Source organism: Streptomyces sp. NPDC002784 (assembly GCF_053592135.1).
Genome location: NZ_JBSFVD010000001.1, coordinates 304,273 through 327,423, shown reverse-complemented (window position 1 = coordinate 327,423; position 23,151 = coordinate 304,273). Strand labels below are relative to the sequence as shown.

The window sequence follows — 23,151 nt, the reverse complement described above, 5'->3', positions numbered from 1 at the left end:
CCACCAGCGCACCACCGATTGAGGAGGACCCCTCAGATGGCAGTGATGCGTTCTACCCGGCGAAGACTGGCCGCGATCGGCGTGGCCGCCTCCGCGGTCCTGACCGCGGGCCTCGTCTCCGCCCTCCCCGCCGGCGCCGCCCCGACCGCCGACGAAGGCCGTGTCCAGTACGCGGACGCGGCCAACGCCGTGGCCGAGAGCTACATCGTGACCCTCAAGCCGGAGGCCCGCGCGGGCTCCGCCGAGGGCCGGGCGCTCGCCAAGAAGTACGGCGCCGACATCGAGCGCACCTACACGAAGGCGCTCAACGGCTACGCGGTGGACGCCTCCGCGGCCGAGGCGAAGAAGTTCGCCGCCGACCCGGCCGTCGCCTCCGTCGTGCAGAACCGCACCTTCAGCATCACCGCGACCCAGCCGAACCCGCCCTCCTGGGGCCTGGACCGGGTCGACCAGCGCAACCTCCCGCTGAACAGCTCGTACACCTACCCGGACACGGCCGGGCAGGGCGTGACCGCGTACGTCATCGACACCGGCGTCCGCATCACCCACAGCGACTTCGGCGGCCGTGCCTCCTACGGCTACGACGCCGTCGACAACGACAACACCGCCCAGGACGGCCACGGCCACGGCACGCACGTGGCGGGCACGGTCGCCGGTACCGCCTACGGCGTCGCCAAGAAGGCGCGGGTCGTCGGCGTGCGGGTGCTGAACAACTCCGGTTCCGGTACGACCGCGCAGGTCGTCGCCGGTATCGACTGGGTCGCCCGGAACGCGGTCAAGCCGGCCGTCGCCAACATGTCCCTCGGCGGCGGGGCGGACACCGCGATCGACACCGCGGTCCGCAACGCCATCGCCTCCGGCGTCACCTTCGCCGTGGCGGCGGGCAACGAGTCCACGAACGCCTCGACCAGGTCCCCCGCCCGGGTGACGGAGGCCATCACGGTCGGCGCCACGACCTCGTCGGACGCGCGGGCCAGCTACTCCAACTACGGCACGGTCCTCGACCTGTTCGCGCCCGGCTCGTCCATCACCTCGGCGTGGAGCACCAGCGACACCGCCACCAACACCATCTCCGGTACGTCGATGGCGACCCCGCACGTGGCCGGCGCGGCTGCGCTCCACCTGGCCGCCAACCCCGCGGCCACCCCCGCGCAGGTCGCCTCGGCCCTGACGACAGCGGCCACCCCGAACGTCGTCACCAGCCCCGGCACCGGCTCGCCCAACCGGCTGCTCTACGTCGGCGGCGGCACCACGAACCCGCCCGGACCGCGCTTCGAGAACACCGGTGACTACACGATCAGCGACAACGCCACGGTCGAGTCCCCGGTGACGGTCTCCGGCGTCTCCGGCAACGCGCCCTCCGCGCTGGCGGTCCAGGTCAACATCGTCCACACCTACATCGGTGACCTCCAGGTCCAGCTGATCGCCCCCGACGGCACGGCCTACACGCTCAAGGCCTACGGCACCGGCGGCAGTGCGGACAACATCAACACCACGTACACGGTGAACGCCTCCTCCGAGGTCGCCAACGGCACGTGGAAGCTCCGGGTCAGCGACAACGCCACCTACGACACCGGGCGGATCGACGCCTGGGCGCTCCAGTTCTGACGCTCACCGTTCGCTGTACTCGTCTTGCCGTACTCGTCCTCGTCGACGGGCCTGGGATCCGTCCCCCAGCCCGCGGCGGGGACGAGTCGCGTTTCCGGGCACGCCGAACAGCCCGGTCGGCTGCCCGGATCGCCCCCTTTGCGGCCCGCGTTCCGCGTCCGCCCCGGCCGCGCTTACCATGCGCGTGCATTCCGTCGTACGTCAGTTCTGCGCCGCCCGGCCCCGCCGCCCGAAACAGGAGCACGGTACTCGTGTCGATACCCCCGCCCTACGGGCCCTACCAGCCACCCGGGCCCCAGGACCCCGCGGGACTCCAGGGGCCGTACCCGCCGGACCCGTACGCGCCGTACCCCTACCACCCGTACGGGCCCTACGGCCGTCCCGCGCCCGTGAACGGCGTCGCCATCGCCGCCCTGGTCCTCGGCATCCTCTGCTTCCTGCCGGCCGTGGGTCTGGTCTTCGGTCTGGTCGCGCTCGGGCAGATCAAGAAGAAGGGCGAGCGCGGCAAGGGGATGGCGATCGCCGGTTCCGTGCTGTCGTCCGTCGGGCTCGCGCTGTGGACGGTGACGCTGTCCACCGGTATCGCCTCCGACGCCTGGGAGGGCTTCAAGGACGCGGCGAGCGAGGACGGCACCGCCTACGCCCTGGCCAAGGGCGACTGTTTCGACTCCCCGTCCGGCTCCCTGGAGGGCGCCACCTATGACGTGGAGGAGGTGCCGTGCGCCGGCCGGCACGACGGCGAGGTGTTCGCCGTCGTCACCCTGCCCGCCGGACCGTTCCCGGGCGACGACTCGGTGACCCGGACCGCCGAGGACAAGTGCTACGCGCTGGAAGCCGAGTACGCCATGGACCCCTGGGCCGTACCGGACGACGCGGGCGTCTCCTATCTCGTCCCGACCAGCCGGAGCTGGCGCTTCGGCGACCGCGAGATCACCTGCCTGTTCGGCAGCACCGACGACAAGGGCACCCTCACCGGCTCGCTGCGCAACGACGAGACCACCCTGGACGCGGACCAGATCGCCTTCCTGAAGGCCATGAAGGCCGTCGACGACGTGCTCTACGAGGAGCCGGAGGACTTCCCCGAGGACGACCTGCCGGTCAACCAGGACTGGGCGAAGGACGTCGAGACCGTGCTCGGCGAGCAGATCGAGGCACTGGAGGCGCACGGCTGGCCGTCCGCGGCCGAGGAGCCGGTCGCCGGCCTGGTCGCGGAGATGGAGGACGCCCGCACGTCCTGGGAGAAGGCCGCCGCCGCCGAGGACGCGGACACCTTCTACGAGCACTACGACACCGGCTGGGAGTACGTCGACGGCCCGACGACCGTCACCGCGCGCGAGGCTCTGGGCCTCGCCACCACCGTGCCGTCCTACGACGAGGAGTACGACGACGGGAGCGAGAGCCCGGGCAGCGGGGAACTCGATGTGTGATCACGGCTATAGCGGGGAGAAAGTGCCTGCGTAAAGGGTGCTGCGGGCAGAAGTCATCACATCGAGTGATTCTCTGGCCTTTGCTTGCATGGCGCAACCCACGGTTGCCACGCTGTTGCTGTCTGTACAACCTGATGGGAGCGGCCAGTGACATTCGGTGAGCAGCCGGCGTACCTGCGTGTCGCGGGTGATCTCCGCAAGAAGATCGCCGACGGTTCGCTGCCACCGCACACCCGCCTCCCCTCCCAGGCGAGGATCCGCGAGGAGTACGGCGTATCGGACACGGTCGCCCTGGAGGCACGCAAGGTGCTGATGGCCGAGGGCCTGGTCGAAGGCCGCTCCGGCTCCGGGACGTATGTGCGCGAGCGCCCGGTGCCCCGCCGGATCGCCCGCTCCGGGTTCCGCCCCACCGGCGGGGCCACGCCGTTCCGGCAGGAGCAGGCCGACGGCGCGGCGCGCGGCACCTGGGAGTCCAGCAGCGAGCAGGCCGAGGCGAGCGTGGCGGTCGCCGAGCGGCTCGCCATCAAGCCCGGCGACCGGGTCATGTGCACCCGCTATCTCTTCCGGGAGGCCGGTGAGGCGATGATGCTCTCCACCTCCTGGGAGCCCCTCGCGGTCACCGGCCGCACCCCCGTGATGCTGCCCGAGGAGGGCCCGCTCGGCGGCATGGGCGTCGTCGAGCGGATGCGCGCCATCGACGTCATCGTCGACAACGTCACCGAGGAGGTCGGCGCCCGCCCCGGCCTCGCCGAGGAACTGCACGCCCTCGGCGGCGTCCCCGGCCATGTCGTCGTCGTCATCCAGCGCACCTACTACGCCTCCGGCCGCCCCGTGGAGACCGCCGATGTGGTGGTCCCCGCCGACCGCTACCGGATCGCCTACCACCTGCCGGTGAAGTAGCGCACAACCCCGGGGCAGTTGCCCCCGGCACCGACCCAACCCGCGCCCGCTCCGCGGGGGTTGGAATCTGGTCGTTTTCGCAGGTCGTCCCCGATGTGTCCGGCATGCCGCTGACTTGATGCGTCGGCGCGCACGGAGGGCGCGTCCGTCTCCGTGCGCCCCCCGCGTCCTGGCCGGTTGCGTACCTCTTTGTGAAAAGCCGTATTCGCTGCGTAAAGGTTAGGCGTAGGCTCGGGCATATGCGGATTGCGGTTTCCTTAGCGGGCGGGGCACGGCACAGGCCGCGAGCGGGACTCGGGCCCGGTGCGGGAAGGAGCGGTGGGGCGTGATGAACGACAGCACGATCACTCTTCCCTGGCTCGTCATACGACAGGACGACAACGGCAATCGGTACCGCGTGGGCCGCTACGCGACCCGGGCCGAGGCCCAGAAGATCGCGGACAGCCTCGACTCCCGCGGCCACAAGCAGCTCTACTGGGTCGAGCGGATCGCCCAAGGGAACACCGACACCGCCGACTGAAGCGCGCCCCCGGCTCCCGTAGGCTCCGGCGCATGACGGAACCGATCGTGGTGGTGGGAGCCGCCCTCCTGGACGACGGCCGCCTCCTCGCCGCGCGCCGCAGCGCCCCGCCCGAGCTGGCCGGCCGCTGGGAACTGCCCGGCGGCAAGGTGGAACCGGGCGAGACCCCGCAGGCGGCCCTGGTCCGCGAACTGCGCGAGGAACTCGGCGTGGAGACGGAACCGCTGGAGCGGATCCCGGGCGAGTGGCCGCTGCGCGCCCCGTACGTCCTGCAGGTCTGGACGACCCGCCTGCTCCCGGGCTCCCCGGCCCCGAAGCCCCTCCAGGACCACGACGACCTGCGCTGGCTGACCCGTACGGAATTGTGGGACGTGGAGTGGCTGGCTCAGGATGTCCCGGCGGTAAAGAAAATCGAAGGGCGCCCAGGACTTCCTTAGGGGCGCGGGGAACTGCGCGACAAACCACGACGGCGCCGCTCCCGGAACACGGCGTACGCCATTCGTGCCACCGTGCACCCACCGCAGCGATACGGCCTCCCGGAAATCGGGTATGTGCCCATTAACCCCGTGAAATAGGACACGCTGCCTGGGATGTGATCGGTGTGATCGACACCGAAGGCGATTGCGTCGAGTGGACCTTCTCCGCCGAACCGGGCGCGGTCCGTGCCGCCCGTTCCGCCGTCCGCGGCCGACTGCACGACTGGGACCTGGACAGCCTCGCCGACATCGCGGCCCTCCTGGTCAGTGAACTCGTCACCAACGCCCTGCGGCACGCCACCGGCCCCATCGGCGTCCGCCTGGTCCGCCCCGTCCGCCTGGGCGGTGTCCTGCTGGTCGAGGTCTCCGACCCGATCCCCGACTTCCCGCGCGAACGGATCGCGGCCCCCGAGGACGAGAGCGGCCGCGGTCTGCAGTTGGTGGCCCTCTCCTCGCGCCGCTGGGGTACCCGCCCCGGGGGCGCCGGGAAGACGGTCTGGTTCGAGCTCGCGGTGCCCTGAAACCCGTACGGACGCTGTACGGCCCGCCAGGCCCTGTAGAGCGACTGGTTCAGGCCAGTGGCGGCTGTCCGAGTCGGTGATTCGACAGCGTGTTGGCTGGTTAGAAGAGTGGAAGTGTTTCCGCGGTCCGGTCCAAAAACGATCGGGAACGTGCTGTGATCGTGAACACCGTGTCGTGCGGCGCCGTAGTGCTGGATACTGCGGGCAGCCGCCTCCGGTGACCGGTGCCGGACGCGGTGAGCTGGAGGGGACGGTTCGCGTGAGCGAGATACCAGCGAAGGCCACGGAGTCCGAGGACCCGTCGGGCGGCGCGAGGGCGGCGGCCACGGCTGCCGACAGGGGCGCCGCGGCCGACGTGACGCGCGCCTCCGGCGACGAACCGGCCTCCGACGGCATCTGGCAGAGCAGCCCGCCCGGCTCCATGTACGACTACATCCGGGTCGCGTCCTTCTCCATCGGCCCCGACGGTCTCGTCGAGCAGTGGAGCCTGCGCGCCGAGCAGCTGTTCGGCATCCCCGCGGAGCGCGCCGTCGGGATGGACCCCATCGCGGCGTTCATCGATCCCGACCGGCGCGAGCAGGGCCACCGCAAGATGGCCGAGATCCTGGACGGCCGGGAGTGGACCGGAGTCGTCCCCTTCCGCAAGCCGGACCCGGAGACCGGCGGGCGCGGCGAGGAGGCGCTCGCCGAGGTCTACGTCATGCCGACGCGGACCGAGGAGGGCGAGAAGGCGGCCGTCTGCATCGTCGTCGATGTGCGCACCCTGCGCAGGATCGAGACCGACCTCGCCGCCTCGCAGGCGATATTCGGCCAATCTCCCTTCGGCTTCCTGCTGATCGACACCGACCTGCGGGTGCGCCGCGCCAACCAGCGGTTCGCCTCGCTCTTCGGCGGCACCCCCGACGACCACCGGGGCAAGGGCGTCCACGACTATCTGCCGAGGCCGGAGGCCGATCGGGTCACCGCCACCCTGCGCCGGGTGCTGGAGACCGGCGACTCCATCACGGACATGCACGTCACCGGCTTCCTGCCCGAGTCGGACGAGCGCCGTCACTGGTCCATCAACCTCTACCGGGTGCACAGCGGCTCCGGCCGGCCCATCGGCATCGCCTGGCTCGGAACCGACATCACGGCCCGTCGGGCCGCCGCCCGCGAGGCCGCCGCGGCACGGCGCAATCTCGCCCTGCTGAACGAGGCCGGCGCCCGGATCGGGAACTCCCTCGACCTGGAGACCACGGCCCGCGAACTGCTCGACGTCGTCGTCCCCGGCTTCTGCGACCTGGCCACGGTCGACCTCTACCAGGGCCTGCTGGCCGGCGACGAGACCCCGCCCGGGCTCGCCGACGGCAGCGCGGAACTGCGCCGGGTGGCCTTCGCCAGCGCGGTCTCCGACGCGCCCTTCGTCGGCGGCGGCGCGGCGGTCGCGGTCGGCGCGGTCCACCACTACGCCTTCAACTCCCCGTGCGCGGACGCCCTGCGCACCGCCCGCCCGCGGTCCGTGCCCGCGGAGGAGGGCGGGCTCGTGCAGTCCACGCTGGCGGTGCCGATGGTCGCCCACGACACCGTCGTAGGGCTGGCGCAGTTCTCCCGGACCAAGGGCAGCGAGCCGTTCGGGGACCGGGACCGGGATCTGGCGGTGGAGCTGGCGGCGCGGGCGGCGGTGTGCATCGACAACGCCCGGCTGTACCGCAGGGAGCACGAGCGGGCGCTGATACTGCAGCGGTCCCTGCTGCCGCCGGGCGACCCGGTCGCCGCGGGGCTGGACATCGCCTGCCGTTATCTGCCGGGCGCCTCCTCCGCGGACCGGCCGAGCGAGGTGGGCGGCGACTGGTTCGACGTGATCGAACTACCGGGACACCGTACGGCGTTGGTGGTCGGTGACGTGATGGGCCGCGGCCTGCGCGCCGCGGTGGCCATGGGCGAACTCCGCTCGGCCGTACGGACATTGGCGCTGCTGGACCTGGAACCGGCGGAAGTGCTCAGCGCGTTGGACGAGATCGCGCGGGGCCTCGGTGCGCCGGGAGGCGTCCAGCAGGCGACCCGCGCCGCGCGCCGCCCCCGCGAGGCCGACCTGTCCGAGGTGTACCTGGCGACCTGCGTGTACGCGGTCTACGACTCGGTGACCCGTCGCTGCACCTTCGCCAACGCGGGCCATCTGCCGCCCGTCCTGGTCGAGCCGGGCGAGGACGCGCTGATGCTGGACGTACCGCCGGGCATGCCGCTCGGTGTGGGCGGGGAGCCCTTCGAGGAGGTGGAGGTCGAACTGCCCGAGGGCGCGCTGCTGGCGCTCTACACGGATGGGCTGGTCGAAAGCCGCGACCACCCCCTGGACGAGGGCCTGCAAGCCTTCGTCGGCGCCCTGACGGACCCTTCCCGCCCTCTGGAGGACGTCTGCGACCACGTCCTCAACACCCTCGACACCCACCACGGCGAGGACGACATCGCCCTGCTCATGGCCCGGGTCCAGGGCCTGCCCGCCGACTCCGTCGGAGACTGGACGCTGCCGCGCGAGCCGCGCAGCGTGGGCCGGGCCCGTGAGCACGCCCGCGGCCGGCTCCAGAGCTGGGACCTGGAGCCCCTGGTCGACACGGCGGAACTCCTGGTCAGCGAGCTGGTGACGAACGCCCTGCGCTACGGCGAGGGCGACATCCGCCTCCGCCTTCTCCTCGACCGCACCCTGGTCTGCGAGGTCTGGGACGCCGGCCTGGTCCAGCCCCGCCGCCGCCGGGCCCGCGACACGGACGAGGGCGGCCGGGGCCTGCAGCTGGTCGGCCTGCTGAGCGCGGCCTGGGGCTCCCGCCGCACCCCCCGCGGCAAGACGGTCTGGTTCGAACTCCCCCTCCCCGACGGCGAGACAGGCCTCACAGACCCAGCGGAGGCCCTCCTGAGCCTCTTCTGACCCGCACCGGCGGAGCGCGAAAGCCATCGGCGGCGAGCCCGGGGCCCGGCCACTGGCCACGCCGGTCACTCGCGGCGGGTGTGGGTGTGGGGGCCGCCGGAGCTTACGCCCGTCAGCGGTGCAGGTCGGTGAGGTCGGGCATGGAGCGGGTCACTCGCGGTGGACGCGGCTCTGCGGGCCGCCGGAGCTTGTGGCGGTTGCGGTGGGTGGGCGGCCGGGTGCGCCTGTGTCCCGCTCCGTCAGTGCCCCGCGCCTGGCGTGCGCGGGTGCGCGGTTTCCGCGCGCTCGCCACGCGCGGCGGGTGCGGCGGGGCGCCGGGCGTGGCGGGGACCGCCGGGTGCGCCGCGTCCTGTTCCGTCAGTGCGCGGCGGGCGCGGTCTTCGCGCGCCGGTCACTCGCGGCGGGTGTGGGTGTGGGGGCCGCCGTAGCTCGGGGCTGTTGGGGTGGGTGGGTGGGGGGTCTGGTCCGCCAGGTCGCGGGCTCGGCGGGCCAGGGCGTCGGCGGTGAGGTGGTCGGTGAGGCCGGGGTTGGTGGTGAGGAGGCGCCGGGCCTCCGCCAGCCGGGTGCGGGGCGTGCAGCCCGCCGTCGCCCGGTGCGTGGCGATGTGGTCCTCCGCCGCCTCGGTGGAGCTGCGGGCCAGGAGCGCCGCGGCGGCTGCCAGCACCCCGGCCCGTCCGTCCGCGACCGGAACGACACCCCGTACGATCCGTCGCAGGGCGTCCATCGGGTCGTACCGCCCCCCGGTCGCCTCTTCCCGTACCTCCGCCAGGACCCCGTCGGCATGGCTGATCCGGGCGTCGGAGCGGCCCCGCTCCCGCGCCCCGGCGATCTCGGCCTCCCCGCCGGTCAGCGCGGGCGCGACGAGCCCCGCCGCGGTCGCCAGCTCCGCCGCACGGCGCTCGACGCCGTCGATGAGCACGGCGGCCTGGGCGACGGCTCCCTCCGCGGCCCGCAGATTCCGCACCGCCCGCGCCGTCTCGCCCAGGTCCGCGCCCTGGCGGGCCTCGTTGAGCCGGGACGTCGCGAACACCAGCCGGTCCTTGGCCTGCTCGACGTGACCGGACACCTCGGCCCCGGCCGCGGGACCGTACCGCTCGCCGAGGTCGACGATTGTGGCGTCCGCGCTTCCCGTACGGGCGGTCAGTTCCCGGAACCGGGCCTCGGCGACCTCCAGCGCGCCGCTCACATCCCCCTCCAGCCCCCGCAGCTGATCGAAACCGGCCGCCTCCGCGTCCAGCCGCCGCCCCGCCTCCTCGCACCGCCCGACGATCCCCGCGAGCACCTGCCGCCGCCGGGGCTCGTCCTCCGGGACGCCGTCGTCGTAGCGCTGCCGCATGCGGAAGGCGGAGGCCAGCTCGGTCTCGGCGTCGTACAGGGCCCGCGCCCAGGGCGCCACGGCCTCGGTCCCCGCCCGGGCCTCGGCGAAGGAGAGCTCCTCCCGGCTGGTGCGCACCCACTCGTCGGCGTCGACGAGGAGCCGCCGCGCCCGTTCGTCGAGCTCGGCGAGGGGCGGACCGGCCGTCCGGGCGGGCTCACCGCCGGGAGTGGTCCGGGTGCGCGCCCGCCGGGTGCGCCGCACATAGCCGTACCCGGCGACCGCGACGGCGGCCACGGCCGCGACGAGCGGCAGCACGAGATCACCGGCGGCGGAGTCCGCCGGTTCCTGCTGGGCGGAGGCGCTCGCCAGGGGCCGCTGCGAGCCGACCGCGACCGGAGCCTTCGGCTCCGACGTCATCCCCGGCCACACCAGCCACGCCACGGCGATCAGCACACCCACCACGGCATGCGTCACCAGCACGGATATGCGCCCGGTGGCCCGCCGAGGCCGGCCCCGGATCAAGGATGAGGTCACCTTTGGGAGCGTATGAGCAGGAATGCGAGTACGCGACCGGGGGCGTCCGGGACACGGGCGGCGAAACCTGAGTGAGGTGAACATGTCGTGACCGGAACGTCATATGTGATTTAACTCGACGCACCCTTTTGTTTGTTGTGGAGGGGCTATGAGCGACCTACCGTCCACCAATGCGAACGCTAATCACCAGCAAGGCCGCTCGACGGGCCCTGCGTCCGATCGTTCAGCTGATCGACCAGCGCATCGAGCGAGAGGTCCGCCGCCATGTCGAGATCGCCTCGAAGGACGCGCTCCAGAAGGAACTGAGAACGCTGCGCAACCGGCAGCGCCCCCTGGAGCTGTTCTTCGACGGCACCGGGCGGGGCGCGTCCCGGCTGCCCTCGGCCTCCCATCTCAACACCACCATCTCCGAGCTGGAGCAGGTCACCGGCGCCGAACGGCAGGCCTGCGAGCGCACGGCCGCCCAGGCGTTCCGGCTGCTCATCGCGCTGGAGGCGCTCGGCGTCGGACGGATCGCCGGCGGCACCATGAACATCGTCGGCAAGCTCTCCGCGGTCCCGCTGCTCGACGCCCCGAACGACGAGATCCTCGAGATCGGCACCCTGTACGGGATGTTCGGCGCCGCGCTCATCCGGATGTCGGAGCGTGCCGGGCGGGCGCCGAGCCTGACCATCGTCGACCCGCTCGCCGGGACCCAGCTCCAGCCCGGCGCGACCATGGGCCACGACGCCTCCGGCACCCCGGTCGATCTGGCCGCCGTGCGCACCAATCTGAGCCTCGCCGGAGCGGCCGGCGCCGCCGCCCGCATCCAGCCCGGCTTCTCCGAGGACCCGGAGGTCAGGTCCCTGGTCTCGGACCGCTCCTACGGCGTGGTCATCGTCGACGGCGACCACTCCGCCGCCGGTGTCGCCGCCGACCTGGAGTGGGCGGAGCAGATCGTCGCACCGGGCGGGATCGTCGTACTCGACGACTTCGGGCACCCCAAGTGGCCCGGGATCAAGGAGGCGTTCGAGAAGCACATGATCACGGACACCCGGTTCAGGTTCCTGGGCCAGGTGGCGCACTCGGGGTACCTGCGGGCCGCCTCAGCCTGAGGACGCGGGCCGCCGCCGGATCTTGTCGCCCAGCCACACCAGCGGGTCGTACTTGCGGTCCACGGCCCGCTCCTTCAGCGGGATCAGCGCGTTGTCCGTGATCTTGATGCCCTCGGGGCAGACCTCCGTACAGCATTTCGTGATGTTGCAGTAACCGAGGCCGTGTTCGTCCTGGGCGGAGCTCTTGCGGTCCAGGCCGGACTCGGCGGCGGCGTCCAGCGGGTGCATGTCCAGCTCCGCCACCCGCATCAGGAAGCGCGGCCCGGCGAACGCCTGCTTGTTCTCCTCGTGGTCGCGGACCACATGGCAGGTGTCCTGGCACAGGAAGCACTCGATGCACTTGCGGAACTCCTGCGAGCGGTCCACGTCCTCCTGCATCATCCGGTACTCGCCGGGGCCGAGCCCCTCGGGCGGCACGAAGGCCGGGACCTCGCGCGCCTTGGTGTAGTTGAAGCCGACGTCCGTGACGAGATCCCGGACGACCGGGAAGGCGCGCAGCGGAGTGACGGTGATCGTCTCTTCCCGGTCGAACACCGACATCCGCGTCATGCACATCAGCCGCGGCCGGCCGTTGATCTCCGCCGAGCACGAACCGCACTTGCCCGCCTTGCAGTTCCAGCGGACGGCGAGATCCGGGGCCTGGGTGGCCTGGAGGCGGTGGATGATGTCCAGCACCACCTCGCCGTCGTTCACCTCGATCCTGAAGTCCTGGAGGCCGCCGCCGCCGACGTCACCCCGCCACACCTTGAAGCGGGCCTCGTAGCTGCTCACTCGTACAGCTCCTCTTCGGCGAGGTACTTGACCAGCTCCTCCTTGTCGAAGAGGGCGAGCAGGTCCGGGCGGATGGGGTCGGTGTGCTCGCGGCCGAGGTCGATCTGGCCGCGCTCCGGGTCGGTCGCCGCGAGACCGCCGGTGGGGTCGGCCAGCCGGCACAGCAGGTTGACGTTGCGCCAGGTGCGCTCCATGCCCGGATGGTCCTCGCGGGTGTGGCCGCCGCGCGACTCGGTGCGCTCCAGCGCGGCCCGCGCCACGCACTCGCTGACCAGCAGCATGTTCCTGAGGTCCAGGGCGAGGTGCCAGCCCGGGTTGAACTGCCGGTGCCCCTCGACGCCGGCCCGCCGGGCCCGGACCCGCAGCTCGGCCAGCTTCTCCAGCGCGTGCGCCATCTCGCCCTCGCGGCGGATGATGCCGACCAGGTCGTTCATGGTCTGCTGGAGCTCCTGGTGGAGGGTGTACGGGTTCTCCGGCGCGGCCTCGTCGGGGCTCTCCGCGGAGAAGGGGCGCAACGCCTCGGCCGCCGCGGTGTCCACCTGGGTGTCGTCCACCCGGGGGCGTTCGAGGGCGAGGGCCGCCGCATACTCGGCCGCGTGCCAGCCCGCCCGGCGCCCGAACACCAGCAGGTCGGAGAGCGAGTTGCCGCCGAGCCGGTTGGAGCCGTGCATCCCGCCCGCGACCTCACCGGCCGCGAACAGCCCCGGCACCCCGCGGGCCGCCGCCGTGTCGGACTCGACCGCGATCCCGCCCATCACGTAGTGACAGGTCGGCCCGACCTCCATCGCCTCGGCCGTGATGTCCACGTCCGCCAGCTCCTTGAACTGGTGGTACATGGACGGCAGCCGGCGCTTGATCACCTCGGCGGGCATCCGCGTCGAGACGTCCAGGAACACCCCGCCGTGCGGGGAGCCGCGGCCCGCCTTCACCTCGGAGTTGATCGCACGGGCCACCTCGTCGCGGGGGAGCAGCTCGGGAGGGCGCCGGTTGTTGTCCGGGTCCTCGTACCAGCGGTCGCCCTCTTCCTCGGACTCGGCGTACTTCTCCTTGAAGACGTCCGGGACGTAGTCGAACATGAACCGCTTGCCCTCGGAGTTCCGCAGCACCCCGCCGTCGCCGCGGACGGACTCCGTGACGAGGATGCCCTTGACCGAGGGCGGCCAGACCATGCCCGTCGGGTGGAACTGCACGAACTCCATGTTCAGCAGCGGCGCTCCCGCGAGCAGCGCCAGCGCGTGGCCGTCGCCGGTGTACTCCCACGAGTTCGACGTCACCTTGAAGGACTTGCCGATGCCACCGGTGGCGATCACCACGGCGGGCGCTTCCAGCACGAAGAAGCGGCCGGTCTCACGGTCGTAGGCGAAGACGCCCGAGACACGGCCCGCGGCGGAGCCGCTATGGGATGCTGTGTCCTTGAGCACCCTGGTGACCGTGCACTCCTGGAAGACCTTCAGCCGGGACTCGTAGTCGCCGGTCTCCTTGAAGTCCTGCTGCTGCAGGGACACGATCTTCTGCTGCAGCGTGCGGATGAGCTCCAGGCCGGTGCGGTCGCCGACGTGCGCGAGCCGCGGGTACTCGTGGCCGCCGAAGTTGCGCTGGGAGATCCGGCCGTCCTTCGTACGGTCGAACAGGGCGCCCCAGGTCTCCAGCTCCCACACCCGGTCCGGGGCCTCCTGCGCGTGCAGTTCGGCCATCCGCCACTGGTTGAGGAACTTGCCGCCGCGCATGGTGTCGCGGAAGTGGACCTGCCAGTTGTCGTGCTCGTTGGCGTTGGCCATGGCGGCGGCGATGCCGCCCTCGGCCATCACCGTGTGCGCCTTGCCGAACAGCGACTTGCAGATCACCGCCGTACGGGCGCCCCGCTCGCGTGCCTCGATGGCCGCCCGGAGGCCCGCACCCCCGGCACCGACCACGACGACGTCCCACTCCTGCCGGTCCACCACGGACATCAGAACAACCTCGGATCGTCGAAGACACCGGACGCGACGAGATACACGTAGAAGTCGGCGAGCGCCACGCTCACCAACGACGACCAGGCGAGCAGCATGTGCCGGGCGTTGAGCTTGCCGACCCACTGCCACATCCGGTAGCGCACGGGATGCTTGGAGAAGTGCTTGAGCTTGCCGCCGACGATGTGCCGGCAGGAGTGGCAGGAGAGGGTGTACGCCCAGATCAGCACGATGTTGACGAGGAACACCAGGGTGCCCAGGCCCATGTGGCCCCACGCGTAGTGCTCGTCGCGGAAGGTCAGCACGGTGTCGTACGTCAGGATGCCGGCGACCGGGATCGCGGCGTAGAAGAAGTACCGGTGGATGTTCTGCAGGATCAGCGGGAAGCGGGTCTCACCGGAGTACTTCTTGTGCGGCTCGGCCACCGCGCAGGCCGGTGGGGAGGCCCAGAAGCCCCGGTAGTAGGCCTTGCGGTAGTAGTAGCAGGTCAGCCGGAAGCCGAGCGGGAAGATCAGGATCAGGACGGCGGGCGAGATGCCCCACCAGCTGCCGAAGATCTCCCAGTTGGGGCCGTTGCGCATCGGCTCGCAGTTCTCCGCGAGGCAGGGGGAGTAGAACGGCGAGACGTAGGGCGCCGCGTAGTAGTCGGCGTTGGCGAACGCGCGCCAGGTCGAGTAGACGATGAACGCCAGCAGACCGGCCGCGGTGGCGGCGGGCGCCAGCCACCAGCGGTCGGTCCGCAGATGCGGGGCGGTGATCGCGGCGCGCGTACCGCCGCGTACACCGCCGCTGTTCAGATGAGGTTCCGTACCAGTGGCCAACGTTTGACTCCGGTCGGGTTCAGGGGGCTCGTCGGTCCCGGGCGCCTAGACCCTCGTCGTCCGTGTCGATCCACAGAGAGTCGTCGTACGGGGTGTCGGGGATGGTGACGAGATCGGGGCGCTTCTGTGCCGCGGGGGCGCTGGCCGCCGCGCGCAGCAGGGCCACGCTCTCGCGCAGGTGATCGCAGTCGGTGCGGACGCGGCGGATGTCCAGACCGTCGCTTCCGAGCTGCTGTTCCAGACGGCTCACCGACCTGTTCAGGTCGTCGAGGCACCGCTGCAGTGCTGTCAGGTCGTCGTGCACGGACATGACGTGACCTCGCTTCCGTCGGCCGTACGGCCGTGGGTGGCAACGTTCATGCGCCTGCGAGTGTTGCGCGTCACACCTGTCGCTGTGAAGGGACGTGCACCGATTGGCCGAGGCGCATAGGTGCATCGCGTGGTGCGTTGCGCCGCACGGGTGGGGTTCCCGGCGTGGCTCGCCGTGTCGCCGTCCGTTGCCGAACCCTTTCCTCTTCAGTGGCCGCATAGATGTGATCAGCACCATATACCGCCAAAAGTGATCATAACCCCCGCGGCTCACGGAGGTAAGCAGAGATGTCCGACCAGCCACGACGCGCCCGCAGACAACCGATGGCCCCGCACGGCCTTTCCCGCGGAGCGCTGCGCTCGGTCATCTTCCTCACCGCGGGCGCCCTCGCGGTGACCGCTCTGTCGGGCTGCGCCTCCGAGGACCCCGCGGGCAAGCCGCTCGCCGGGCAGGACATCGCCCCCGCCGCCCGCTCCCTGGTCGCCGACGGCGGCACCCTGCGCTGGGCCGCGGACTCCGTGCCGGAGACGCTGAACACCTTCCAGGCCGACGCCGACGCCACCACCACCCGGGTCGCCCAGGCCGTCCTGCCGTCGATGTTCCGCCTCGACGAGCGCGGGCGCCCGGAGCTGAACCCCGACTACCTGGAGTCCGCCAAGGTCGTCGGGACCGAGCCCAGGCAGGTCGTGCTGTACAAGCTGCACCAGCAGGCCGTCTGGAGCGACGGCCGCGAGATCGGCGCCGCCGACTTCGCCGCCCAGTGGCGCGCCCTGTCCGGCAAGGACTCCGCCTACTGGACCGCGCGCAACGCCGGCTACGAGCGCATCGAGCGGATCGAGCGCGGGGCCAACGACCTGGAGGTCAAGGTCACCTTCGCCCGGCCCTACGCCGACTGGCGCTCGCTGTTCTCGCCGCTGTACCCGAAGGACGTCATGGGCACCCCGGACGCCTTCAACGACGGCGCCCGCCGCAAGCTCAAGGTCACCGCCGGACCCTTCGCCGTGAAGAAGGTCGACCGCAAGGACGACGAGATCACCCTCACCCGCAATCCGCGCTGGTGGGGCAGCCAGGCCAAGCTGAACGAGATCGTGCTGCGCGCGGTGCCCCGGGACAAGCGGGCCGCGGCGCTGGCCGCCGGCACGCTCGACCTGGCCGAGATCGACCCCGAGACGGTCCGCCGGATCGGGCTCGCCGCCCGCGCCGGCGGCAAGGGCGCCGGCATCCCGCGGCAGAGCGCCACCCCCCTGGCCGGCCCCGGCAGCGAGGAGACCGCCGCCGAGGCCCTGCGCTCCTGGGCGGTGGCCAACGGCTCCGACGAGGAGGCGGCCGAGGAGGAGATCAGCGCGCGCGAGAAGGAGCGCCGGGCGCTCACCAAGGAGGAACGCCGGCAGCAGGCCCTGCGCGGCTTCGAGGTGCGCCGCTCGCTGGAGCCCGCCTTCACCCAGCTCGCCCTCAACGGCGCCGACGGCCCGCTCGCCGACGAGCGGGTGCGCCGGGCGGTGGCCCGCGCGCTGGACCGCAAGGAGCTCGCCGGGGCCGTCCTGAAGCCGCTGGGACTGCCCGCGGAGCCCGTCGGCAGCCATCTGGCGCTCGCCGGACAGGCCGCCTACGCCGACAACAGCGGCGCGCTGGGCGGCCAGGACACCGCGGAGGCCCAGGCGCTGCTCGCGGACGCCGGGTGGGTGCTCGGCGGACCGGTGAAGCAGAAGAAGAACGAGAAGGCCGCCGGCGCGGAGGGCGAACAGGACTCCGGGAAGAAGAAGGAGAAGGAAAAGGACAAGGAGGAGAACAAGGAGGAGAACAAGGAGGAGAACAAGGAGGAGAACAAGGAGGAGAACAAGGAGGAGGACAAGGAGGAGGAGAAGGAGTCCCGGGGTGGCGACGACGGCACGTACATCGTCGGTGACGACAAGGCGCCCGCCGAGGCGGACCGGGAGAAGAAGCGGCACGAGCTGAAGCAGGGCGGCGCGCCGGGCGCGTACGCCCCGAAGGGCACGGCGGCTCCCGCGGGCGCCGCGGCCGGAGCGCTGGCCAAGGACGGCAAGGCCCTGACGCTCCGCTTCGTGCTCCCCTCGGGCCCCGGCTCGCAGACCCTGCAGACGGTCGCGGAACGCATCCGGCGCATGCTGGACCGGGTCGGCATCCGCACGGAGCTGGCCAAGGTCTCGGACGAGAGCTACTTCAAGGACCACATCGCCTCCGGCGAGTACGACCTGGCCCTGTACTCCTGGCCGGCCTCCGCCTTCCCGGCCACCGACGCCCGCCCGATCTACGCCAAGCCCGTCCCGGCCGCCGACGGCTCCCTGAACGTCGAGCAGAACTACACCCGGGTGGGCACCGACCAGGTGGACCAGCTGTTCGACCAAGCTGTCTCCACGCTGAACGAGGGCGAAACGAAGAGCCTCATCCGCAAGGCGGACTCGAGAATCTGGGCCGCGGCCGGCTCGATCCCGCTCTACCAGCGCCCTCAGCTGACGGCGGCGAGGAAGAACCTGGCCAACGCGGGCGCCTTCGGCTTCCAGACCCCGGTCTACGAGGACATGGGCTTCGTGAAGAAGGGCGCGCGACCGGCGGCGGGCCCGTCGAAGAAGTAGGGGTGACTTTTACGGGGCCGACGGCCGCCATCGGCCCCGTAAACCCGCGTTCACCTGCACGGATGCATCCCGGCGCGCTTGCACACCCTGGGCCCCGTACCATGGGGTGAGGCCGTGGCATGTCAAGCCCGGCAGGGCCCGCGTAACACCTAGGTACGCGCAGGCCGTCCTCACACTCCGGGAGAACGCCGCAATATGGCCACGCGCCACGACATTCGTAACGTCGCCATCGTCGCCCACGTCGACCACGGCAAGACGACCATCGTCGATGCCATGCTCAAGCAGGCCGGCTCCTTCGCCGCGCACGCCGCCGAGTCCCTCGACGACCGCATGATGGACTCGAACGATCTGGAGCGTGAGAAGGGCATCACGATCCTGGCCAAGAACACGGCCGTCAAGTACCACCCGAAGGATGGCGGCGACGTCATCACCATCAACATCATCGACACCCCCGGCCACGCCGACTTCGGCGGTGAGGTCGAGCGCGGCCTGTCGATGGTGGACGCCGTCGTGCTGCTGGTGGACGCCTCCGAGGGCCCGCTGCCGCAGACCCGCTTCGTGCTCCGCAAGGCGCTCCAGCAGCGGCTGCCGGTCATCCTGTGCATCAACAAGACGGACCGGCCGGACTCCCGGATCGACGAGGTCGTCAACGAGACGTACGACCTCTTCCTCGACCTGGACGCCGACGAGGACCAGATCGAGTTCCCGATCGTCTACGCGTGCGGCCGTGACGGCATCGCCTCGCTGACCAAGCCGGAGGACGGCACCGTCCCGGCCGACTCCACCAGCCTGGAGCCGTTCTTCTCCACCATCCTGGAGCACGTCCCGGCCCCGACCTACGACGAGACCGCCCCGCTGCAGGCGCACGTCACCAACCTGGACGCCGACAACTTCCTCGGCCGTATCGCGCTGCTGCGGGTCGAGCAGGGCGAGCTGAGGAAGGGCCAGACGGTCGCGTGGATCAAGCGTGACGGAACGATCAGCAACGTCCGCATCACCGAGCTGATGATGACCGAGGCGCTCACCCGCAAGCCCGCCGAGGTGGCCGGCCCCGGTGACATCTGCGCCGTCGCCGGTATCGCGGACATCATGATCGGCGAGACCCTCGCCGACCCCGAGAACCCGGTCGCGCTCCCGCTGATCACGGTCGACGAGCCGGCGATCTCCATGACCATCGGCACCAACACCTCCCCGCTGGTCGGCCGGGGCGGCACCGGCAAGGGCGCCGACGCCAAGGCGGCCGTCAAGGACCGCAAGGTCACCGCCCGCCAGGTCAAGGACCGCCTCGACCGCGAGCTGATCGGCAACGTCTCGCTCCGCGTCCTCGACACCGAGCGCCCCGACGCCTGGGAGGTCCAGGGCCGTGGTGAGCTCGCGCTCGCCATCCTGGTCGAGCAGATGCGCCGCGAGGGCTTCGAGCTGACCATCGGCAAGCCCCAGGTCGTCACCAAGGAGATCGACGGCAAGGTCTACGAGCCGGTCGAGCGCATGACGATCGACGTGCCCGAGGAGCACATGGGCGCGGTCACGCAGCTCATGGGCGTCCGCAAGGGCCGGATGGACAACATGTCCAACCACGGCTCCGGCTGGGTCCGCATGGAGTTCGTGGTGCCGTCCCGCGGTCTCATCGGGTTCCGCACCGAGTTCCTGACCCAGACCCGCGGTACGGGTATCGGACACTCCATCCACGAGGGCTTCGAGCCCTGGTTCGGCACGCTCCAGACCCGTAACAACGGTTCCCTGGTGGCCGACCGCGCCGGTGCCGTCACCGCGTTCGCGATGACGAACCTCCAGGAGCGCGGCGTGCTCTTCGTGGACCCGGGCACCGAGGTGTACGAGGGCATGATCGTCGGCGAGAACTCGCGCTCCGACGACATGGACGTCAACATCACCAAGGAGAAGAAGCTCACCAACATGCGGTCGTCCTCGGCCGATTCGTTCGAGGCGATCGTCCCGCCGCGCAAGCTCTCCCTGGAGCAGTCGCTGGAGTTCTGCCGCGACGACGAGTGCGTCGAGGTCACCCCGGAGGCCGTTCGCATCCGCAAGGTGAACCTGGACGCCCGCGAGCGCGCCCGCGCCGCGAGCCGCGCCAAGCACGGCTGACGCTCCCTCACACACAGAAGCCCCTCGGCAGCCGCCGAGGGGCTTCTGGTCGTGCGCCGAAGCCTCGGCTTCAGCGGCCCGTAACCCTTGTTCGAATATCGGTGTTCCGGAGCTCAAGTTTCGGACGTGTAAACGACGAAATTGAACTTATATGTCTGATTCGCCGGTTTCCCGTCTCACTTGTCAAGCGCGCGCAGGTGTCAATCTTTGCAATTTTTGCTCAAAATATTGACGGTAGGGAGATCCCTATGTCTTACGCCCTTGACGCGCGTTGATGCATTTGGCGACAGTTCCCCCAAACCGCAGAACCTGCCGGTAACTGTGCTGCGCTCAACTCTCCAACCCCCCGGGGGAAGAACACACATGACCAGTCCGACGAAGGCCGAGGGCTCCGGGTCCGCGGTCGCCTTGGACCCTGAGCTCGAAGCAACCTCAGAGGTTGCCGACAAACCGAAGAAGCTTGAGGGCCGATCTCCCGGGCAGTTGATGTGGCAGCGCTTCAGGCGTGACCGTACAGGGGTCTTCTGTGCCGGCGTAGTGATTTTTTTCTTCGTCGTGGCCTTGTGCGCGCCGCTGCTCACCGCGATCAGCGGCACCAACCCGTACACCCTGTACGGTCAGGATCCGACGTACGCGGACAAGCCGGTCCTGGACGAGTTCGGTCTTCCGCTCGGCTACTTCGGCGGAATGTCGGCCGATCACTGGTTCGGCGTGGAGCCGCAGTACGGCCGCGACCTGTTCGCCATGCTGGTGTACGGCATGCGGACGTCGCTGTTCATGGCGCTCGGAGTGTCGGTCCTGCTGACGGTGACCGGCGTGATCATCGGTCTGGTCGGCGGCTACTTCGCCGGTCGCACCGACTACTGGCTCGGCCGGGTCACGGACTTCTTCCTGTCCTTTCCGTCGCAGCTGTTCTTCATCGCCTTCATGCCCGTGGTGACCTCGTTCTTCGTGGACCCGCGGGACGAGACGCCCACGTACTTCCGGGCGCTGGCTATCCTGATCGTGCTGTGGGTGCTCGGCTGGATGGGTATGTCCCGTCTTGTCCGCTCCGTGGTACTGGCCCTGCGTGAGCGGGAGTTCATCGAGGCCGCCAAGGTGTCCGGGGCATCGCCGGGCCGGATCATCCGCAAGGAGGTCCTGCCGAACATCGTCACCCCGGTGCTGGTGCAGTTCACGTACCAGCTGCCCAGCACCATCCTCACCATCGCCTTCCTCTCCTTCGCGGGCGTCGGCTTCGTCGAGCCCACCCCGGACTGGGGGCGTCTGTTCGCCGCCGGTGCCGACTACACCCAGCAGGACCCCGCGTTCATCTTCTTCCCGGGTGTGGCGCTAGTGATCTTCATCCTGTGCTTCAACCTCCTCGGAGACTCGGTACGGGATGCCTTCGACCCCAAGTCCGGGCGCTGAGCCGTCCTTGGTGGGGGGTGGCTGCCGCCCCCACGTCGGCCTACCAGCCGCGTCAGGCAGTACATACGGACAACAACCGACAGGTAGGTGCATTCACCGCTATGAAGTCGTTCACCTCGCGCAGAGCGCGCGCCATCATGGTCGCCATCGCGGCCGGCTCCCTCGCGCTCACGGGCTGCTCGGAGAACACCGGAAACACCGGTGGGGAGAAGGGCGAGAGCCAGGACAAGGCCAAGGAGCAGTCCCAGGGTGTTGCCTACCTGGACGCCAAGGCTTCGACCGGTCCGGCCGAGGAGGTCCCCGGGGCCAAGCCGGGCGGCACCGTCACGGTCTACCAGGAGTCCGGTCTCTCGCACATGGACCCGGGCCAGATCTACGTCTCGGACGCCGGTCAGTTCGCCAACCTGGTCTTCCGTGGCCTGACCAACTTCGAGGAGGACGGCAAGGGCGGCGTCGCCGTCGTGGGTGACCTCGCGACCGACTCCGGTCAGTCGTCCAACGACAACAAGACCTGGACGTTCAAGCTGAAGGACGGCATCAAGGACGAGAACGGCAAGGAGATAACCTCCGCCGACGTCCGCCACACCGTCGAGCGCCTGTACGCCGAGTTCATCTTCGACGGCCCGACCTACCTCCAGACCTGGCTGAGCGGCCCGGACTACCGCAAGGAGCTGCCGGACGGCGGCTTCGGCAAGAAGCACCTGCCGGACTCGGTCCTGGAGACCCCGGACGACAAGACGATCGTCTTCCACTTCGACACCCCGCGTCCCGACCTGCCGATGACGCTGGCCATGCCGGGCTACTCCATCGTGCCGGAGGAGTCCGACACGAAGGAGAAGTACGACACGGCTCCGGTCGCCCTCGGCCCGTACAAGATCGCGGAGTTCAAGGCCGGCAAGACCCTGAAGCTCGTCAAGAACGAGAACTGGGACCCGAAGACGGACTCGGTGCGTCACCAGTACGTGGACGGCTTCAACTTCGAGTTCGGCATCACCGAGTCGTCCCAGACCAAGCGTCTGATCTCCGACCAGGGTGACGCCAAGAACGCCATCCAGTTCACCGGCGGTGTCGACGCCACCCAGATCCAGGACGTCATCGGCGCCCCGGCCGTCAACAAGCGCACCATCAAGGGCTACCAGCCCTACGTGATGACGCTGACGTTCAACATGGACCGCGTCAAGAACAAGGCCGTCCGTGACGCCGCCACCTACGCGGTGAACTCCAAGTCGCTGATCGCCGGTGAGGGTGGCGCGTTCGGTGGCGACGTCGCCCCGAACCTGTTCGCCCCGACCCTGCCGGGCTACGACGCGAAGTACGACCCCTACGGCCGTCTGAAGACGCCGGCGGGCAACATCGAGAAGGCCAAGGAACTGCTCGCCGACGTTCCGGCGTCCGAGAAGAAGCTGGTCTTCGCCTACGCCAACTCCGAGGCGGGCCAGAAGCGCAAGGTCGCCATCGAGGACGCCCTCGGCAAGGTCGGCTTCGACGTCGTCTCCAAGGAGATCGACGCCGCGAGCTACTACGAGCAGATCGGCAAGCTCGACAACCCGTTCGACATCTACATCACCGGCTGGGGCCAGGACTGGCCGTCCGCCGCGACGGTCGTGACGCCGATCTACGACGGTGACCAGGTCGCCGACGGTGCGCCGAACTACTCCCACATCGACGACCCGAAGGTCCAGGAGCTGATCAAGAAGGCCCTGACCGAGCAGCCGGAGAAGGCCGCCAAGACCTGGGAAGACGCTCACAAGTACATCCTCGAGGAGGTCAACCCGGCCGCCCCGCTCTGGTACACCAAGCAGTTCCAGCTCTACGGCTCGAACGTCGGCGGTGCCCGCTACAGCACTGAGTCCAGCTACCTGGACGTGACCCGAGTGTTCCTGAAGTCGTAGCTCT

The 23,151-nt window shown here is 70.3% G+C and carries 17 protein-coding genes; 12 read left to right on the top strand and 5 right to left on the bottom strand.

Features of this window, described 5'->3' with window-relative positions; genetic code table 11:
- The first annotated feature begins 36 nt into the window (after positions 1–36).
- From ACWD1Z_RS01500 to ACWD1Z_RS01470, 7 genes are all read left to right on the top strand, one after another.
- Positions 37–1,608: a S8 family peptidase gene (locus tag ACWD1Z_RS01500; RefSeq protein WP_451114579.1), complete on the top strand. Its 1,572-nt coding sequence runs from the start codon at positions 37–39 to the stop codon at positions 1,606–1,608.
- Positions 1,609–1,859: 251 nt separating this feature from the next.
- A complete protein-coding gene (locus tag ACWD1Z_RS01495; protein ID WP_451114577.1) occupies positions 1,860–3,035 on the top strand; it encodes a DUF4190 domain-containing protein in 1,176 nt (391 codons plus the stop codon).
- Between the two features lie 147 nt (positions 3,036–3,182).
- Complete coding sequence (locus ACWD1Z_RS01490) at positions 3,183–3,935, top strand: GntR family transcriptional regulator (RefSeq protein ID WP_451114575.1); 753 nt, start codon at positions 3,183–3,185, stop codon at positions 3,933–3,935.
- A 328-nt stretch (positions 3,936–4,263) separates the two neighbouring features.
- A complete protein-coding gene (locus ACWD1Z_RS01485; protein WP_451114573.1) occupies positions 4,264–4,455 on the top strand; it encodes an SPOR domain-containing protein in 192 nt (63 codons plus the stop codon).
- Positions 4,456–4,487: 32 nt separating this feature from the next.
- Positions 4,488–4,892: a (deoxy)nucleoside triphosphate pyrophosphohydrolase gene (locus ACWD1Z_RS01480; RefSeq protein WP_451114572.1), complete on the top strand. Its 405-nt coding sequence runs from the start codon at positions 4,488–4,490 to the stop codon at positions 4,890–4,892.
- Positions 4,893–5,026: 134 nt separating this feature from the next.
- On the top strand, positions 5,027–5,452 hold the full coding sequence (locus ACWD1Z_RS01475) for an ATP-binding protein (RefSeq protein WP_451115426.1): 426 nt from the start codon (positions 5,027–5,029) through the stop codon (positions 5,450–5,452).
- A 259-nt stretch (positions 5,453–5,711) separates the two neighbouring features.
- The gene (locus ACWD1Z_RS01470) at positions 5,712–8,351 is read left to right on the top strand and encodes a SpoIIE family protein phosphatase (protein ID WP_451114570.1); all 2,640 of its coding nucleotides are present in this window, start codon (positions 5,712–5,714) and stop codon (positions 8,349–8,351) included.
- Between the two features lie 391 nt (positions 8,352–8,742).
- On the opposite strand, the gene ACWD1Z_RS01465 is transcribed toward ACWD1Z_RS01470, so the two are convergent.
- Positions 8,743–10,203, bottom strand: coding sequence for a hypothetical protein (locus ACWD1Z_RS01465; RefSeq protein ID WP_451114569.1), 1,461 nt, complete (start codon positions 10,201–10,203; stop codon positions 8,743–8,745).
- 170 nt (positions 10,204–10,373) lie between these two features.
- Between ACWD1Z_RS01465 and ACWD1Z_RS01460 the strand changes: the two genes are divergently transcribed.
- Positions 10,374–11,297, top strand: a complete 924-nt coding sequence (locus ACWD1Z_RS01460) for a class I SAM-dependent methyltransferase (protein ID WP_451114568.1) — start codon at positions 10,374–10,376, stop codon at positions 11,295–11,297.
- Here the strand turns inward: ACWD1Z_RS01460 and ACWD1Z_RS01455 are convergent.
- From ACWD1Z_RS01455 to ACWD1Z_RS01440, 4 genes are read right to left on the bottom strand one after another with little or no spacing between them, the layout of a single operon-like run.
- Positions 11,289–12,068, bottom strand: coding sequence for a succinate dehydrogenase/fumarate reductase iron-sulfur subunit (locus ACWD1Z_RS01455; RefSeq protein ID WP_451114566.1), 780 nt, complete (start codon positions 12,066–12,068; stop codon positions 11,289–11,291). The two genes, ACWD1Z_RS01460 and ACWD1Z_RS01455, sit on opposite strands and share 9 nt — an antisense overlap.
- Positions 12,065–14,017 carry a fumarate reductase/succinate dehydrogenase flavoprotein subunit gene (locus ACWD1Z_RS01450; RefSeq protein ID WP_451114564.1) on the bottom strand — a complete coding sequence of 651 codons (1,953 nt, stop codon included), beginning with the start codon at positions 14,015–14,017 and terminating at the stop codon, positions 12,065–12,067. Before ACWD1Z_RS01450 ends, ACWD1Z_RS01455 begins: the two co-directional genes overlap by 4 nt.
- Entirely contained in the window at positions 14,017–14,838 is an 822-nt protein-coding gene (locus ACWD1Z_RS01445; protein WP_451114563.1) for a hypothetical protein, read from the bottom strand. Before ACWD1Z_RS01445 ends, ACWD1Z_RS01450 begins: the two co-directional genes overlap by 1 nt.
- A 19-nt stretch (positions 14,839–14,857) precedes the next feature.
- Positions 14,858–15,148 carry a hypothetical protein gene (locus tag ACWD1Z_RS01440; protein WP_389415110.1) on the bottom strand — a complete coding sequence of 97 codons (291 nt, stop codon included), beginning with the start codon at positions 15,146–15,148 and terminating at the stop codon, positions 14,858–14,860.
- Between the two features lie 323 nt (positions 15,149–15,471).
- Here ACWD1Z_RS01440 and ACWD1Z_RS01435 point away from each other — a divergent pair, with 323 nt between their 5' ends.
- The 4 genes from ACWD1Z_RS01435 (at position 15,472) to ACWD1Z_RS01420 (ending at position 23,147) form a co-directional block, all read left to right on the top strand.
- On the top strand, positions 15,472–17,742 hold the full coding sequence (locus ACWD1Z_RS01435; protein ID WP_451115424.1) for an ABC transporter family substrate-binding protein: 2,271 nt from the start codon (positions 15,472–15,474) through the stop codon (positions 17,740–17,742).
- Positions 17,743–17,937: 195 nt separating this feature from the next.
- On the top strand, positions 17,938–19,845 hold the full coding sequence (typA, locus tag ACWD1Z_RS01430; RefSeq protein WP_451114561.1) for a translational GTPase TypA: 1,908 nt from the start codon (positions 17,938–17,940) through the stop codon (positions 19,843–19,845).
- Between the two features lie 363 nt (positions 19,846–20,208).
- Positions 20,209–21,255, top strand: coding sequence for an ABC transporter permease (locus ACWD1Z_RS01425; protein ID WP_389415108.1), 1,047 nt, complete (start codon positions 20,209–20,211; stop codon positions 21,253–21,255).
- A gap of 101 nt (positions 21,256–21,356) precedes the next feature.
- Positions 21,357–23,147, top strand: a complete 1,791-nt coding sequence (locus ACWD1Z_RS01420; RefSeq protein WP_451114559.1) for an ABC transporter substrate-binding protein — start codon at positions 21,357–21,359, stop codon at positions 23,145–23,147.
- The last annotated feature ends 4 nt before the right edge of the window (positions 23,148–23,151 follow it).

Bases quoted from the DNA above. Each gene is read 5' to 3' on its own strand.
- ACWD1Z_RS01500 (WP_451114579.1), top strand. From the start codon at position 37: ATGGCAGTGATGCGTTCTACCCGGCGAAGACTGGCCGCGATCGGCGTG.
- ACWD1Z_RS01485 (WP_451114573.1), top strand. From the start codon at position 4,264: ATGAACGACAGCACGATCACTCTTCCCTGGCTCGTCATACGACAGGAC.
- ACWD1Z_RS01480 (WP_451114572.1), top strand. From the start codon at position 4,488: ATGACGGAACCGATCGTGGTGGTGGGAGCCGCCCTCCTGGACGACGGC.
- ACWD1Z_RS01460 (WP_451114568.1), top strand. From the start codon at position 10,374: ATGCGAACGCTAATCACCAGCAAGGCCGCTCGACGGGCCCTGCGTCCG.
- ACWD1Z_RS01450 (WP_451114564.1), bottom strand. From the start codon at position 14,017: ATGTCCGTGGTGGACCGGCAGGAGTGGGACGTCGTCGTGGTCGGTGCC.
- ACWD1Z_RS01440 (WP_389415110.1), bottom strand. From the start codon at position 15,148: ATGTCCGTGCACGACGACCTGACAGCACTGCAGCGGTGCCTCGACGAC.
- ACWD1Z_RS01435 (WP_451115424.1), top strand. From the start codon at position 15,472: ATGGCCCCGCACGGCCTTTCCCGCGGAGCGCTGCGCTCGGTCATCTTC.
- typA (WP_451114561.1), top strand. From the start codon at position 17,938: ATGGCCACGCGCCACGACATTCGTAACGTCGCCATCGTCGCCCACGTC.
- ACWD1Z_RS01425 (WP_389415108.1), top strand. From the start codon at position 20,209: ATGACCAGTCCGACGAAGGCCGAGGGCTCCGGGTCCGCGGTCGCCTTG.
- ACWD1Z_RS01420 (WP_451114559.1), top strand. From the start codon at position 21,357: ATGAAGTCGTTCACCTCGCGCAGAGCGCGCGCCATCATGGTCGCCATC.